At 39.0% G+C, this 15,406-nt stretch carries 10 protein-coding genes; 5 read left to right on the forward strand and 5 right to left on the reverse strand.

From position 1 onward, the window contains the following. Nucleotides 1-119 precede the first annotated feature (119 nt). Both CXF79_RS22645 and CXF79_RS22650 read left to right on the forward strand, forming a co-directional pair. Entirely contained in the window at nt 120-1,085 is a 966-nt protein-coding gene (locus CXF79_RS22645) for an ABC transporter permease (protein ID WP_232769292.1), read from the forward strand. A gap of 11 nt (nt 1,086-1,096) precedes the next feature. Next, on the forward strand, nt 1,097-2,152 hold the full coding sequence (locus tag CXF79_RS22650) for a betaine/proline/choline family ABC transporter ATP-binding protein (protein ID WP_101158047.1): 1,056 nt from the start codon (nt 1,097-1,099) through the stop codon (nt 2,150-2,152). Nucleotides 2,153-2,299: 147 nt separating this feature from the next. Here CXF79_RS22650 and CXF79_RS22655 read toward each other — a convergent pair whose 3' ends face one another. Continuing rightward, nucleotides 2,300-3,199 carry a LysR family transcriptional regulator gene (locus tag CXF79_RS22655; protein ID WP_101158048.1) on the reverse strand — a complete coding sequence of 300 codons (900 nt, stop codon included), beginning with the start codon at nt 3,197-3,199 and terminating at the stop codon, nt 2,300-2,302. Between the two features lie 288 nt (nt 3,200-3,487). Here CXF79_RS22655 and CXF79_RS22660 point away from each other — a divergent pair, with 288 nt between their 5' ends. The 3 genes from CXF79_RS22660 (at nt 3,488) to CXF79_RS22675 (ending at nt 8,166) form a co-directional block, all read left to right on the forward strand. Next, the gene (locus CXF79_RS22660) at nt 3,488-4,207 is read left to right on the forward strand and encodes an SDR family oxidoreductase (RefSeq protein ID WP_101158049.1); all 720 of its coding nucleotides are present in this window, start codon (nt 3,488-3,490) and stop codon (nt 4,205-4,207) included. 593 nt (nt 4,208-4,800) lie between these two features. Further along, nucleotides 4,801-5,478, forward strand: coding sequence for a PEP-CTERM sorting domain-containing protein (locus CXF79_RS22670; RefSeq protein ID WP_101158050.1), 678 nt, complete (start codon nt 4,801-4,803; stop codon nt 5,476-5,478). Between the two features lie 498 nt (nt 5,479-5,976). Further along, nucleotides 5,977-8,166: a sensor domain-containing diguanylate cyclase gene (locus tag CXF79_RS22675; protein ID WP_101158051.1), complete on the forward strand. Its 2,190-nt coding sequence runs from the start codon at nt 5,977-5,979 to the stop codon at nt 8,164-8,166. A gap of 110 nt (nt 8,167-8,276) precedes the next feature. On the opposite strand, the gene glmS is transcribed toward CXF79_RS22675, so the two are convergent. From glmS to CXF79_RS22695, 4 genes are all read right to left on the reverse strand, one after another. Further along, nucleotides 8,277-10,109, reverse strand: a complete 1,833-nt coding sequence (glmS, locus tag CXF79_RS22680) for a glutamine--fructose-6-phosphate transaminase (isomerizing) (RefSeq protein WP_101158053.1) — start codon at nt 10,107-10,109, stop codon at nt 8,277-8,279. A gap of 80 nt (nt 10,110-10,189) precedes the next feature. Then, nucleotides 10,190-10,954, reverse strand: a complete 765-nt coding sequence (locus CXF79_RS22685) for a DeoR/GlpR family DNA-binding transcription regulator (RefSeq protein WP_011045662.1) — start codon at nt 10,952-10,954, stop codon at nt 10,190-10,192. A gap of 201 nt (nt 10,955-11,155) precedes the next feature. Beyond that, entirely contained in the window at nt 11,156-12,541 is a 1,386-nt protein-coding gene (gene glmU, locus CXF79_RS22690; RefSeq protein ID WP_101158055.1) for a bifunctional UDP-N-acetylglucosamine diphosphorylase/glucosamine-1-phosphate N-acetyltransferase GlmU, read from the reverse strand. 112 nt (nt 12,542-12,653) lie between these two features. Further along, nucleotides 12,654-15,371 carry a nitrate reductase gene (locus CXF79_RS22695; protein ID WP_101158057.1) on the reverse strand — a complete coding sequence of 906 codons (2,718 nt, stop codon included), beginning with the start codon at nt 15,369-15,371 and terminating at the stop codon, nt 12,654-12,656. Between the last annotated feature and the right edge of the window lie 35 nt (nt 15,372-15,406).

The following is a 15,406-nucleotide window of genomic DNA, read 5'->3' on the forward strand; positions in this document are numbered from 1 at the left end:
AAGGAATTATCCGAACAGGGTAAAATAAACAGGAAATATTTAATATGTCATTTTATGACTCGCTATTCGATTCACTTGGGTTACAGGACTGGTGCAGTAACGAAGCTAAAGGCGGGCCAATGACAATGGCTGAACTTTTAGCAAAAAGCAAAGGCTCTGCGGTAACCGAAGACACTTCTCTGTGGAATGTACCTTTCCCATCACTCGATAACCTCCATGGCGCTTGTAACAGCATCCCTCGTACGCGAGATATGACTTCAGGTGTCGAGCAACTTTTTCTCAATGTGAAAAGCAGCCTTCAGTTTGTACTTGATCCCCTAACACAGCCTCTGAGCTGGCTATTGGATGGCTCTATCTGGTTATTCGTTGCTACGCCTTGGTGGCTTTTGATCGGATTAACACTTATCGCTGTGCAAATGATGACTCGTTCAAAAGGCGCTACCTTGCTGACCGCTATCACTTGGTTTTTCCTCGCCTTTATCGACCATTACTCTTACGCTGTGCAAACTATGGCGATTATCTTTGTCTGTACGGGGATCAGTGTTTTACTCGGCGTTCCCATCGGCATAGCGATGTCAAAATACGATAGGTTTCAAAAAGGTGTCATTCCGATTCTTGATATGCTGCAAACCTTGCCCTCCTTTGTCTATCTCATTCCACTCATCTTCCTGTTTAGTGTCACCGAATCCAAATTATATGGCATTGCGATTATTATGTACGCGATAGTTCCAGTAATTAGGCTCACTGATTTGGGTATACGATTAGTCGATAAAGATATTATTGAAGGGGCTAATGCCTTTGGTATGAGCGCCCGTCAGAAATTGTTCAATGTTGAACTGCCACTGGCACTACCTAACATTATGGCCGGCGTTAATCAGACTATTATGATGTCACTGGCGATGGTGGTTATTGCTTCACTAGTCTCTGCACCGGGTCTTGGTGTCTTGGTATTGCGGGGAATTAATAACCTTGAGCTCGGTGTGGGGCTAGTCTCTGGTTTCTGTATCGTAATTTTGGCCATCTTGCTCGATCGTGTAAGTAAAGCAACGCTAGCACGGATTGATGTCTCTCAATCTAACACCTAAGGCAGTGAACAATGACAGCTAATATAAAAATATCTATCAAGAAGCTCTATAAAATATTTGGCCCTGACCCTGAAATGGCGCTGCAACATGTTAAAAATGGCGTTGAAAAACCCGAACTTTTGGAACAGCACGATCATGTATTGGGTTTGAAAGATATCAACATCGATATTTTAGATGGCCAGGTCACTGTGATTATGGGATTGTCTGGCTCTGGAAAGTCTACTTTGATTCGGCATTTTAACCGGCTGATAGAACCCACTGATGGTCAGATCTTGATTGATGGTATTAATGTGATGGACCTATCTAATGAAAAGCTGCGTAAAATGCGACAGTCAGATATGTCGATGGTGTTTCAGAACTTTGCCCTTCTGCCTCATAAAACAGTATTGGAAAATGCAGGTACGGCTCTGCGAGTCAGAGGGGGTTCAACAGAAGAGGCGGATCTAGAAGCTAAAAAATGGCTCGACCGAGTAGGTTTGACTGGCTTTGAAGGACACTATCCACATCAGTTGTCCGGTGGTATGCAGCAACGAGTGGGTATCGCCCGAGCGCTGACCTCAAACTCGGCAGTGATGTTAATGGATGAAGCTTTTTCAGCACTGGACCCATTGATCCGTAATGATATGCAAGATCTACTGCTAGAACTTCAAAAAGAGCTGCACAAGACGATTATCTTTATTAGCCATGATCTAGATGAAGCGCTTAAACTAGCTGACCATCTGGTTATCCTCAAAGATGGTGAAGTAATTCAACAAGGTGAACCCCAGCATATTCTATTAAACCCTTGCGACCCTTACATTGAAAGTTTTGTCAGCGAAATTAACCGGGTACGAGTACTGCGAGTACGTTCAGTGATGCAACCGCTACCTGATAACTCCTTAGATACAGCTGGCAGTGTAGACGTCAACGCTACGCTAGAAGATGTGATCTCTCATTCAGGTGGCGACACTAACAAGGTGTACTTAGTCAAGAAAGAAGGCGAAGCTGTAGGGACTATATGCATGAAAGACTTAGTGCGTGCTCTGGTGCCCAGGGTTCCCTCCCAAAAAGAAACTATAACGGCTTAGAGGCAAGGCATTGATTGGAGAGAATGGTTAATCAGGAGAACATGCTCCTGAATAACCCTTATTTCATCACCGCGCCTTGAATACAATTGTTTTAAATATAATGACTTAACTTTCGACTATCAACCGTCTAATCCATATCAAACATTATTACGTTAAATACTTCGAAAAATTCTCGACCACATAATCCTTAAACGCTTTTAAACGCAGTGGCTGATGTTTATCTTGTACGTAAACTAAATAAAATGGAGTGGGCTCTACCTGCCAATGATCAAATAGTGGTACCAATAAACCTTGTTCAAGTTCTGTTTTACAATATAACTCTGGCACTCTAATGATTCCGTTGCCTGCAATAGCTGAAGAGACCATCACTCTGCCATTTTTACAAGTAAGATTACCCGCTACCATCACTTCAACTTTTTTATTGTTGTCGCTATTAATGAACATCCAGTTTTTTAAACTGCCTGCAATACATCGATGACGTACTAAATCTTTTGGGTCATTCGGTTTATCATTTTTTGTTAAGTATTTAGGGCTCACATAGGTATTTATCTTTATATCGGTAAGTTTTCTAGCAATGAGTGATGAATCCGCTAATTCCCCCATACGAAAAACGAAATCAAATTCCCCTGAAACTAAATCTACTCGCCGGCTAGAGAAGTCTAGCTCAATATTAATATCTGGATGCAGCACCATAAAATCACTTATCAAGGAAGCAATGATCTCTTCTGCAATGTAACCACCCACGCAATTAATGCGAATATTACCTGATAAAGAATCAGCACTTTCAAGCACTCGTTCAATAGCATGAGATATACCATTGAGTGACTGTTTGCAGCGTTCATAAAACGCTTTGCCCTGTGCCGTTAAATGCTGCGTGCGGGTAGTCCTTATCAATAAACTAACACCGAGACTAAATTCTAATTGAGCTAATTGCTTGGAAATATGTGACCTTGAACACGCTAATTTTTCACCTGCTTTCGTAAAGCTACCTTGCTCAGCCAGCACAACAAAGGTTCTAATATCAGAAAGACTCACGTGTTTTTTCATACGACCTCTTTGTCAACTCATAGTCAACAGATGTAACTGTTGATGCATATATATCACCAAAGAATAGTAAAGTAAACGATGATAGTAGTTGGTTATTCCACTCATAAAATAGCCTCTAAGTCACCGCTATTGCTAACTTAGGGTGAGAACGGATAGCTATACAATGTACTAGAAAGCAATAGATTGGTAACTCTTAGTCATCAATGATGTAAGTAAAGTGGCATATATCATTACCTGAAGTTTCTCTATTATTAACTCAACAGACAAAACTCTATGACGAGGTATAATATGAAAAATTTAGTAGTTATTACTGGCGCAAGCTCTGGCATTGGTGAAGAGTTAGCGAAACAAATGAATGCACAAGGTCACCCTTTATTGTTGCTAGCAAGAAGAGTCGAAAAACTTGAAGCCCTCGGCCTTTCAAATACCCTCTGCATGAAAGTGGATGTAACTGATAAAGAAGCTTTCCAAAATGCAATTAACATCGCTACTGATAAGTATGGCCCTGTAGACTTACTGGTAAATAATGCCGGTCTTATGTTACTTGGCCAAGTAGATGTTCAAAATGCAGCTGAATGGCAAGCCATGTATGACGTAAATGTAATAGGGTTATTAAATGGCATGCAAACCGTGTTACCCGCCATGAAAAAACGAAATACGGGTACTATCATCAATATTAGTTCGGTTGCAGGCAGAAAAACATTTGGTGATCATGCTGCTTATTGTGGGACTAAATTTGCTGTTCATGCTATTTCAGAAAACGTTAGAGAAGAAGTGGCTAATAACAACGTAAGAGTTATCACCATTGCCCCAGGTGCTGTTGAAACAGAATTATTATCACACACCAGCTCTACTGAAATCATTGCTGGATATGAGTCTTGGAAAAAAGAAATGGGCGGTGTTTTAGCGCCGATTGATGTCTCTAACGCAATTTCATATGCCTATAATCAACCGCAAAACGTTTGTATTCGTGAAATTGTTTTAGCACCAACTAAACAACAGCCATAGTTAAATATATATAAAATCAAAGCGCTTCATAATATTGAAGTGCTTTTCCTAAAATCGTTGCAGGTAAAACGACCAACAATATCAAACGGCCCTGGAGTTCTTAATACCCTATTCATAACAATTATCTTTGGTGTTACAACTACCTTACTATGCGGGTGAATAGGTATTTCCATCAGTTTTGGTTGGAGTGATCCTGCATTTTTTACTATGCTCTCAGTGCTCAGTTATTTTCAATTCAAAAAGCAGCGGCTCCCTAAGTAATAATGCAAAGTGCTACGCTTTATAATTTTAAGGCGCTTACTGTTTGCTCTTATATAAGTAAAAACACTTACAGTACTTCATTGTATTGTGAATAAAAACCAAGATAGACTCTTGTTAATATTATTAAGTAAATCAACTGGTTGATGAGTTATCTTGTGTCAGAATAGTTTACAGTTTACTTTAGCTCTATAAATTTCAACTTCCATTTTATTGAAATAACTATACTTTTTCAAACTGGTACGACTAGTGCTATAACATATGTAGAAATATTATAATTAATATTTACACGATTACTTGCCAGATTTATTTGAAATTTATTAAAGAGATACACTATGAACATAAAACTTCTTCCACTTATAATGTTAACAGCAACTCTAGCTTTCCTAACGCCAACGGCTAGTGCAAGTTTAATTCTTGGAACTGGTACTTCGGCATTAATTGGTGGCGATTTAACTGACCCTGAAAATGATGGTTTGGTTAATTCTAACGTTAACTATGATGCAACCTTTCGTTCAAGTGTAAACCCTGGTTTTGGTGGAAGAGAAAAGGCATTTAATGTATTTGATAACACCTTAACAAGTCGCAACGGTAAGTGGTGCTGTAATGGCGGAAACGTTTGGGTCGAAGCAGACTTTGGCACAGACCGTTATATATTAGACATGTTTACGTTATCTTCGGCAAATGACGTACCTAATAGAGATTCTGATCAATGGAGAATTCTAGGCTCTAATGATGGTATTAATTATACTGCACTTTATTCTTATGATGTAGCGGGCCAGTCAATTTGGGGCTCAGATCGTTTTGAAGTAGTGCAATTTTCAAACAACGATGATTATAACGCTAATACGGCTTATAGCATTTTCCGCTATCAATCGACTTCTGTTGTAAGTGGAACGAATCATCAGTTAGGTGAAATTGAATTTTTTGGTACTCAGATCCCAGAACCTACAACAATTGCTATTTTTGCCTTGGGCCTTATTGGTTTAGCCTCTCGTCAATTTAAGAAATAATATTAAAGATTCAAATTGTAGAGATTCTATAAAACACTGATTATAATGATCAGTGTTTTTTTATGTCTAAAAGTTAGTTATTTATAAATTAAAACAAAGTATTCATCCAAGGCCGAGTAGCAATGACTATACCCTATGAGTGCTGATTTCTTTCATTATCCCCTGTCTTTTCAACACCATTGAACACTGTTCTAAAGTAAGTTGTTTTACTTAACCATTCATTGAAAAATTTGCTGCATTTGGTAATCTAGTCAGCTGCTATAAATTTTTGACTGTGACAATTAGAGTTAAAATTAGCCTTTTTTACTTAGTTGACGCAAGGTAATGAAAAGCTTAAGGTCTTCTTAGAGCGAACAGAAAATATTAAAGACACTCCAATTTATGCTCACCCCATAAAATTAGCTAACCAAGTAAGTTAATGGATTATTCGAAACTTTGAAAAGCGTAGTAATGTACTTTCAGCGTCAAGGTTAAAACAACTACATATTTAAGTGAGCAATGGCGAACATATACATATCCCCTAAAGCGAGTTCATTCCTTCACTCCAATCAGTACTTATTAGCACTGTTTTTTGGCGTTATAGGGGCAATAGTCAACTTATATCCAATAGAGTTAGCTTTTAGTATTGCACTTGTTGTTGGTAATACCGCCTATATTGTTGCAGCTTCATTTTTACGTCCCGGTCTAACATTACTTTGCGCACTCATAAGCGTTATTCCACTTTATTTCTATTGGGGCCATCCGTTTGGCTTCCTTACTTTTGGCCTTGAAGCCTGGTTTATTTCAATGTTACGCGCAAGAGGTTGGTATGTACTTACCGCTGATTTACTTTATTGGTTAGTTATTGGTATGCCGCTTACCGCTTTACTTATTTGGAGCAACATGGAATTTGCCCAAAGTTTCGTGTTCTTTAGTGTCTTGAAACAAGCTATCAATGCAATGCTCTATACTTCCTTAGCTTGTATTTTACTGTTCACTTTTAATGACTATTTCCAATCGATAAAATCAAGTCAGCCGCCATTAGTTAAAAGTTTACCCAAATGGCTCTTGTATTCATTTTGGAGTATTTCTGCATTTTTTGTTATTTGTGTTTCATTGGTACTCAGTACTAACTTTAGTGAATTTCAGAAGGCACAACTTGAAAAAGAATTAGAAATTAACAATAACTATATTACCCATATTGGTAATAGTTATTTAAATGAACATCAACAAGCGATTGAAAATATCGCCTACCAACTATCTTACATAACAGACCCAGCAGAAAGAAAAAGGGCACTATCAAAATTTCACCATTTATATCCTGGTTTTTTGACCATGCTAACCGCTTCCAAGCAAGGAAAAATAGAGTTGGCCTCACCTAGTTCAATTATGGAAAAGTTAGTTATTGGTCAATTTTCAGTAGTCGACCGTCCTTACTTTATCCATGCTATGGAAGAGCAAAAATTATTCGTTTCTGACGTATTTCTAGGTAGAGCTTTTGGTAATGATCCAATTATTGCCATCAGTGCACCACTCTATCAAGGTGATGGGGTAAATGGCCCTTCAGGCATTGTTGAAGGCTCCTTGAATTTAGGAAAGTTTGGCCTTTATGACAAAATAGGCCACGATGAAAAGCTAATCAAAACGATTGTAACGGATCAAAATGACCGAATTATCTATTCTTCAGATAGTTTGCAACTAGAGACCTTATCTGAATTTAGTTATGAAGATCGTGCCTACAAAAACTCACTAAACTTAATCAGCTTAAAATCAGAAAAAAATGAAGGTGAAATGTTTATTCACAAGCAAACGCAATTAATGAATGACTGGAAAATTCACTCCTTGATAGAGCATAAGTTTTCTTTGAAAAACATAGAAGACTTGTACTTAGTTATGTTTTTAACACTGTTTGTTACTTTACTTGCAGCCAGTTTTTTTGCAAAGAGGTTCGCTATTCATTTAAGTCGCCCACTGAGATTCGTTATGGATGAATTATCAAAAGGCAAAAAAACAGGGGATTTCAGAGATGTTCCTTACGAAACGCCAACCGAAATTCAAAAACTTTACCAAGAGTTAAGGGTAAACCGTCTAGCACTGCTGGATAATCAAGAAGAATTACAAAAACAGGTATTTAAAAGAACAGAAGAACTTAACCAAGCAAACCGTAAATTAACTGAACAAGCTAACACCGACACGTTAACAGGCCTTTATAACCGTCGATATTTTGAAAAGAATTTTAAAATGATGCAATCCATTTTTTCTCGAAATAACTCCAACTTGATGTATGCAATAATTGATTTAGATTTTTTCAAAAACATTAATGATACCCACGGACATTTGTTTGGCGATTATTGTTTGGTTACCGTGGCAAACATGTTGAAAAAGTTTTTTAATCGCGATTCTGATCTTGTTGCTCGCTTTGGTGGTGAAGAGTTTGTCGTGGTTTCTCAATGTGATGATGTTGAAATACTTAGGTCACGGATGGATGAATTTCTGCAACAAATCGCTGCCTATGCATTTAAAGATGATGGTAAGGGGCCTATCACATTAACCATTTCAGTTGGCATCGCGGTAGGACAAGCGAAATATTCTAATCTAGGGGAAGATTGGTTTGCCGTTGCTGATGAGTGCCTTTACGAGGCTAAAGATAATGGTCGAAATCAAACAAAAATAACCGTGATAGATATTTCAGCTAAAGTAAATGTTTAACACCAATAAAAAAGCGACTACTCTGTGAGTAAGTCGCTTCTTTTTTAACACTGCTGATAGTTAGTGTAATGAGTTAACAACTCATCAATCACCATTTTATTTTGAAGTGATTATTCGACAGTAACTGATTTTGCTAAATTACGCGGTTGATCCACATCCGTACCTTTGATTATCGCTACATAATATGAAAGTAGCTGTAATGGTAGCGTGTAAACGATTGGTGCGATAATATCATCACACACAGGCACATTAATCACTTTCATGGTGTCATCACTAGCAAAGTTAGCATCGCTATCAGCAAAGACATACATTAAGCCGCCACGAGCTCGTACTTCTTCAACGTTCGATTTAAGTTTTTCGATTAAATCATTTTTTGGTGCTACCACAATTACCGGCATTTCTGCATCAATAAGCGCTAATGGACCATGCTTCAATTCACCTGCAGCATATGCCTCAGCATGAATATAAGAAATTTCTTTCAGCTTAAGTGCACCTTCCATTGCGATTGGGTACTGGTCACCACGACCTAAAAATAATGCATGGTGCTTATCTGCAAAATCTTCAGCTAAGTCTTCAATTGAAGACGCAAGTGCTAACACTTCATCAAGTTTTGCCGGCAACGACATTAATGACTGAGTAATTTCGGCTTGCTTGTCATCAGACATGCCGTGATGTTGGCCAATAGCTACGGTCATCATTAATAAACCAACAAGCTGAGTGGTAAAGGCTTTAGTTGATGCTACGCCAATTTCAGCGCCCGCTTTCGTCATAAAGGCAAGATCGGATTCACGTACTAATGATGAACCAGGAACATTACATATAACTAAGCTAGATTGATAACCAATTTCTTTCGCTAAACGCAAAGCAGCTAAAGTATCAGCTGTTTCGCCAGATTGCGAAATGGTAACCAATAAAGAATTTTTAGGTACAAAAGATTTACGGTATCTAAACTCACTAGCGATTTCAATATTACAAGAAACACCGGCAAGCTCTTCTAACCAATATCTTGCAACCATGCCTGAGTGGTAACTCGTACCACAAGCAATAATTTGTACATGCTCTACGTTTTTAAATATCTCATCGGCGCCTTCGCCAAACGTATTGATATCTAACATACCATTCACTAAACGACCTTCTAATGAATTACGGATAGCGGTAGGTTGTTCATAAGTTTCTTTTAACATGTAGTGACGGTATTCACCTTTATCACCACTGTCGTGCGACACGTTTGCATCTTTCGCTTCACGTTCAACAGGCTCGCCATTTGTATCAAAAATACTGACGTTAAATCGGCTAATTTGAGCAACATCTCCTTCTTCAAGGTAAGAGAATTTACGTGTTACTGGTAATAATGCCATGATATCTGAGGCAATGAAGTTTTCGCCTAAACCGTAACCGATAACTAATGGGCTACCAGAGCGAGCAACAATGATGTTGTCTTGATCGCGACTATCCATTACAACAGTGCCGTATGCACCTTCAAGCTGCTTAACTGTTTTCTGTACTGCTGATAATAAAGTATCACTGGTTTTTAATTCATGATGAACCAAGTGAGTTATAACTTCAGTATCAGTTTGCGATAAAAATTCATAACCTAAACCCTGTAGCTGACTACGTAAAGTTTGATGGTTTTCAATAATACCATTATGTACTACCGCAATTGTATTATTAGAGACATGTGGGTGAGCGTTCACTTCACTTGGAACGCCATGAGTAGCCCAACGAGTGTGTGCTATCCCAGTACCACCTGTTACAGGTTGTTGCTCTAATGCTTGGGCAAGTTCTTGTACTTTACCTAAACGTTTTGTGGTTAGTAATTCGTTATTGCTATTGATCACTGCAACACCAGCAGAATCATAACCGCGATACTCTAATCGCTTTAAACCTTCTACTAAAATATCTGCTACATCGCGTTGAGCTACTGCACCGACTATACCGCACATAATATTGATTCCTTTTTCATTTTTTACGTATTTGATTGTTTGAGCTTGGTTAACATCATTAACTTAAATAAGTCAGAGCGTTAACCTTTGGCGATAATTAATTTTACGCCTTGCTCAGTTAAGGCTATTCGCATTTCTTCTGAGAGACCATCATCTGTGATCACTGTATGAATTTGCTGCCAATTGAGTTCTAAATTAGGGATTTTCTTCGTTATTTTTGCCGATTCAACCATCACTATAACTTCACGAGCCACTTCAGCCATGACTCGGCTCAGGCCGATTAATTCATTAAAAGTCGTCGTTCCGCGCTTAATATCGATACCATCAGCACCGATAAAGAGCTGGTCAAAGTCGTACGATCGTAAAACTTGCTCTGCGACTTGTCCCTGAAAAGCTTCAGAGGTAGCATCCCAAGTTCCACCGGTCATCAATAATGTTGGTTCATTTTCTAAGGCATGAATTTCGTTAGCAATGCTAAGCGCATTAGTCATGACCACTAAACCTTTCTTATTCGCTAATTCGCTTACTAAAGCAGACGTAGTTTGACCGCTATCGATAATAATACGATTATGATCACGAATGAGCATGGCCGCTTTTTTGGCTATATGTAACTTTTGTTGAGACAGTTGGTCTACCTTTGCTTCAGTGATTTCACTTGGCAAAGCAACCGCGCCACCATAGCGCCTTAGTAATAAACCACTGGTTTCAAGAGCGGCGAGATCTTTTCTGATAGTAACTTCTGACGTATCAAATTGCTTGGCTAAACTGTCAACACTCACTTCACCCTGAGCATTTAAATCAGCAATTATATTATGACGACGTTGTTGAGTATTTCGTTTCGACATAGGATTTTATAGTTTACTTATATGATTAATGTATCTCGAATAGTTTCGAATTGCGTAACTTAGTTTCGCTATGGACCGTATTATGTTTCATACCGAAAGATATTGCAATTTTTAGTTCGCTTTTCATGATTAATCACGCATAAAATTTAGACATTAAAAAAGCGCTATAAAAATAGCGCCTTAAATAAACTGTTCAGATAATTAACTCTTTTTAACAGGTCGCTGCCAACCAGCAATATTACGTTGCTTGGCTCGAGTTAGTGCTAAATCATTATCTTCTACTTCTTTGCTAATCACTGAACCGGCACCAACAGTTGCTGAATTGCCAATAATTACCGGTGCTACCAATGAGCTATTAGAACCAATGAAAGCATTGTCACCAATTTCGGTGGTTGATTTATTTACACCATCATAGTTACAGGTAATAGTGCCCGCACCAATATTTACCTTAGTGCCAATTTCTGCATTACCCAAATAACTTAAGTGCCCTGCTTTGCTGCCGACACCCAGAGTAGTTTTTTTCATTTCAACGAAGTTGCCCACATGTGAGTCTTGTTTCATTACTGAACCTGGACGAAGGCGAGCAAATGGGCCTACCGAACAATCAGCTTCAATAATCGTATCTTCGATAATACTGTTTGGCTTAATTTCAACGTTAGCACCAATGGTACTGTTTTTAATAATACAGTTCGCGCCTATCTGCACGTTATCAGCAAGGCTTACTTCACCTTCAAAAATACAATTAATATCGATACTCACTTCAGTGCCTGTGGTTAAATTACCACGAACATCAATGCGAGCAGGGTCGCGTAAACTTGCGCCAGCTATCATCAGTTCTTCAGCGATTCTCGCTTGGTAAGCACGTTCTAATGTTGCTAATTGCACACGGTTATTAGCGCCTTCTACTTCTATTTCTGTCTCAGGATGAGCTGTAGCAACAACCTTACCTTCACCATGAGCAGCAGCAATAATATCTGTTAGGTAGTATTCACCTTGAGCATTATCACTAGATAAGTTACTTAACCAACGTTTTAGATCGCCGCCATTGGCCAATAAAATACCGGTATTGGCTTCGTTAATTTTTAGCTGTTCTTCGTTAGCATCTTTTTGCTCAATAATACCAACAACTTGCTGTTTTCTTGAAATTTCTTGACGAACAATTCGGCCATAACCCATTGGGTTAGCTAGATGAACCGTTAATAGCGCCATACCATCTGTCGGCTTAGCGGCTAATAAATTTTCTAAAGTAGAGACTTTAGTTAACGGGACATCACCATAAAGGACTAACACGTCTTCATCATCCGTTAAAAATGGTGAAGCTTGATCAACGGCGTGGCCTGTACCAAGTTGTTCAACTTGCTCAACAAACGTTAAGTCATCACCGGTATTATCTTTAGTGAGTGTTGCTTTTAATACGTCACCGCCAAAGCCATACACTACATAGATATTGCTAGCACCAAGTTGACGTGCACTATCAATAACATGACCTACCATAGGCTTTTCAGCTACACTATGAAGTACTTTTGGCAAAGAGGAGCGCATACGGGTACCTTTACCCGCGGCAAGAATAACAACAGAAAGTGACATAATAAATCCATTCATTGAGCATTTTTAAGAGCGCGTATTGTAACCAAGTTTGTACTGTTTAGGCTAGGGGTTGTTGACCTTTCACGATTAAAATAGTTGCTCTTTATTTTGATCAATCTTCGGCCAGCACTATGGCAGTTTCAATAGGGTCTGCATTGTACTGGCTGATTAAACTGGCTAATTCAGGCTTACAAGAACCACATTTAGTACCACATTGTAGTTTTTCACCTAAGGCTTCAACACTACCACAGCCTTGTGCTATCGCTTCGTCAATGGTTTTTTCTCCAATGCTATAACAGCTACACACTTGTTTTCCTTGGTTAAACTCATCACTAGAAATGCCAAGTAGTAGCGATTGAATAGTGGCAAACTCTAAGGTTTTTGAACCAAAAACATGTTCAAGCCATGATTGCTCTATTTCAGGCCACGTTGCTGAGAAGTAACCTAAAAAGGCTAGCTTGCCGGCTTGTAAACAAACCACATAACTTTGGTTGTCTTGAACAAACGTTAACCATTCACCTGATAAACCACTGATTTGTTGACACAACAGCAAAGCATCAATGGTTGGTTCATCTAAAGCAACTTGATATGAATCACCATAAGCGGTGGTACTTTTAACCCAGAAGTCAGCACTTAACGTAATCTTACTGGTGGTATGTACACTTATATATTGCTTATACGTTTTTTTACCTAAGGCGACAGCACCTTGCTTACTCTCCGCTTGACCAGAAAGAGGATCAACAATACTTTGATATAAATCGCTAACATTACCGTGTGAGGCATAGTTCTGATTCCAGTGAATTGGCATAAAACATTCACCTAACCGCTGCTTTGCATCGACTTTTACATGCGCGATCGCTTGTCCTGTACTGGCGGTGATCGACAGCATATCGTCATTTTGTACCGCTAATGCTTTAGCATCAGTTGGGTGTAAATAAAGGTAGGGCTTGTCTGTATGTTTTGACAACTTATTTGTTTTACCAGTTCGTGTCATGGTGTGCCATTGATCACGCAATCGACCACTGTTTAATACAAACGGGAATTCAGCAGACGTTTTTTGAAATGGTAATTGTGGTTTAACAGGAATAAATTTCGCCTTACCAGACGGTGTATTAAACTTTCCGTCTGCGTAAACGCGCGCACAACCTTCAGGATTAGCATCATTTACTGGCCATTGTATTGGTGCAAGTTCGTTATATTCTTTGGCTGTTAATTGACTTAAACCACTTAAATCAAGCAGACGTTCACCGTCGTTTTCAAATTGAGTAAGTTGAGCATGTTCTTTGAACACATCACTAACATCGTCAAAATCAAAACCACTAAAACCCATTTTGGTGGCAACGTCTTGGATAATTTGCCAATCGTGCTTAGCTTGTCCTGCGGGTAAGACGGCATTACGTTGGCGAGAGATACGGCGCTCTGAGTTAGTCACTGTTCCGTTTTTTTCTAACCATGGCGTTGCCGGTAATTTTACATCGGCAAAAGCTAAGGTATCGTTTTGCTCAACACAATCAGACACCACGACTAACTCACACTTTTTCAGCGCGGCAGTAATCTTAGCGCGATTAGGTAGGCTTACCACTGGGTTGGTCGCCATTATCCAGACCGCTTTAATCTCACCTGAAGCAAGTTTATCAAACAGATCAATCGCTTTAGCTCCTTGCTTGTTGGCTATGGTGGGTGATTGCCAAAAACGTTGCACTTTGTCTTGATGCTGTGGGTTGTCGATATCCATATGCGCGGCAAGTTGATTGGCTAATCCACCAACTTCTCTGCCGCCCATAGCATTAGGTTGTCCTGTAATAGAGAAAGGACCACTGCCAGCTTTACCGATTTTACCACTGGCTAAATGACAGTTAATAATAGTTTGGCATTTATCTACCCCGGATGAGGATTGATTGATGCCCATAGAATAAAAGGTAATTGCTTTTTCACTGCTGCAGAATAATTGATAAACGGTAGTAAGTTCTTCTATGCTAACTTGGCAAAACTCTGCAACCTTCGTTACTGTCCAACTTGTGGCTTGGGTAAGTGCTTGCTCAAATCCTTCGGTGTGCTGAGCGATATAATCTGTATCTAATCCTTGGTTTTCACTTAAAAAGTGTAATAAACCATTAAAAAAAGCAGCATCAGTACCAGGCTTCAATTGAATAAAGTTATCGGCTAATTCACAAGTTGCTGTTTTTCTCGGATCAATCACTACAACTTTCATTGCAGGGTTAATTTTTTTAGCGCGTTCAATACGTTGATATAAAACTGGATGAGTCCATGCCGCATTAGAACCCGTAAGTAATAATAGATCAGTTTCTTCTAAATCTTGATAAGTACACGGAACAACATCTTCACCAAAAGCACGCTTGTATGCTGATACGGCTGACGACATGCAAAGACGAGAGTTAGTATCAATATTACCTGAGCCGATATAACCCTTCATCAGCTTGTTAGCAATGTAGTAATCTTCAGTTAATAACTGACCTGACACATAGAAGGCAACAGAGTCTTTACCATATTTTTTTATGATGTCGTTAAATTGTTCAGCAACGTAATCGGTCGCTTTATCCCAACTTACTTGCTCACCTGCGATTTCAGGGGATAACAAGCGACCCGTTAAATCGATAGTATTAAGTAAGTTACTACCTTTAACACATAGTCTGCCATAGTTTGAAGGATGGGCAGCGGAGCCTACTAATGACGTTGCTTTGCCATCTGCTACGCCAATATCAACACCACAACCCACGCCACAATAGGCACAAGTACTTTGGATAAGTGACGGTTCACCGGTTTTAATTACAGGTGAGGTAAGCGGTGATGTCGGTAATAAATCGCTCAAACTGAACTCCAAAAAAATTAACCTTGGCTATCGGA

It is taken from the genome of Colwellia sp. Bg11-28 (assembly GCF_002836245.1).
Lineage (GTDB): Bacteria > Pseudomonadota > Gammaproteobacteria > Enterobacterales > Alteromonadaceae > Colwellia > Colwellia psychrerythraea_A.

What these genes read in the sequence shown, in the direction of transcription:
- CXF79_RS22645 (WP_232769292.1), top strand. Translation starts at nt 120, where the DNA reads ATGACAATGGCTGAACTTTTAGCAAAAAGCAAAGGCTCTGCGGTAACC.
- CXF79_RS22650 (WP_101158047.1), top strand. Translation starts at nt 1,097, where the DNA reads ATGACAGCTAATATAAAAATATCTATCAAGAAGCTCTATAAAATATTT.
- CXF79_RS22655 (WP_101158048.1), bottom strand. Translation starts at nt 3,199, where the DNA reads ATGAAAAAACACGTGAGTCTTTCTGATATTAGAACCTTTGTTGTGCTG.
- CXF79_RS22660 (WP_101158049.1), top strand. Translation starts at nt 3,488, where the DNA reads ATGAAAAATTTAGTAGTTATTACTGGCGCAAGCTCTGGCATTGGTGAA.
- CXF79_RS22670 (WP_101158050.1), top strand. Translation starts at nt 4,801, where the DNA reads ATGAACATAAAACTTCTTCCACTTATAATGTTAACAGCAACTCTAGCT.
- CXF79_RS22675 (WP_101158051.1), top strand. Translation starts at nt 5,977, where the DNA reads ATGGCGAACATATACATATCCCCTAAAGCGAGTTCATTCCTTCACTCC.
- glmS (WP_101158053.1), bottom strand. Translation starts at nt 10,109, where the DNA reads ATGTGCGGTATAGTCGGTGCAGTAGCTCAACGCGATGTAGCAGATATT.
- CXF79_RS22685 (WP_011045662.1), bottom strand. Translation starts at nt 10,954, where the DNA reads ATGTCGAAACGAAATACTCAACAACGTCGTCATAATATAATTGCTGAT.
- glmU (WP_101158055.1), bottom strand. Translation starts at nt 12,541, where the DNA reads ATGTCACTTTCTGTTGTTATTCTTGCCGCGGGTAAAGGTACCCGTATG.